Source organism: Pilosibacter fragilis (assembly GCF_032490495.1).
Taxonomy (GTDB): domain Bacteria; phylum Bacillota; class Clostridia; order Lachnospirales; family Lachnospiraceae; genus Pilosibacter; species Pilosibacter fragilis.
This window is the reverse complement of the sequence record NZ_JAVYJB010000092.1, coordinates 1-543: the sequence shown is the minus strand read 5'-3', so window position 1 is coordinate 543 and position 543 is coordinate 1. Positions and strand designations below refer to the sequence as shown.

1 protein-coding gene is annotated in these 543 nt (G+C 48.6%); it reads right to left on the bottom strand.

The window, feature by feature from the left end; translation table 11 throughout:
* Positions 1–543: transposase (locus tag ABCW45_RS17860; RefSeq protein WP_343221305.1), on the bottom strand; the 543-nt coding region annotated here is incomplete at both ends.

Below are 543 nucleotides of genomic sequence, written 5' to 3'. Positions count from 1 at the left end.
GTTCCGCTTGTTGAACCACTGGTTGATGGATTTTAAGCGTTTCCCATCGATGAGGAAGCTTTCCCCTCTGTTGGAAACGGCCGTCATGAGATTGTCGATCCCGAAGTCGATCGCCAGTGCATGGGTTGGATTCAGATTTCTCTGAGCCGCTTCCACCTGATAGGTGTACTGGATCTCAAAGAACCTGGCGTCTGCTTTTGGGATGATACGGATCTCCTTAATGGTTTTATCTGCCAGGACCGGCGGGATGGTAATGGTGACCGGTTTATGATGCTTCTTATACGCTGCTGAGTACGGAAGGACAAACCGGTTCCCATTCAGTCTTACAAACCCGACGATCAGGGTTGCGTAGCCGTCTTTTGGAAGGTATTTGGGCAGCCTGCAGGATGAAAACGGATACTTCCCCTGCTTTGCCAGTTTCAACAGACCGAAGAAAGACTTAAAAGATCCATCCACTTCCTTAAGGATCTGCTGGGCCATGTTGGAATTCAGCAGCCGATAGTTTTCGGAAGTCTTTAAGATGGCGTAGTTTTTCTCATATGG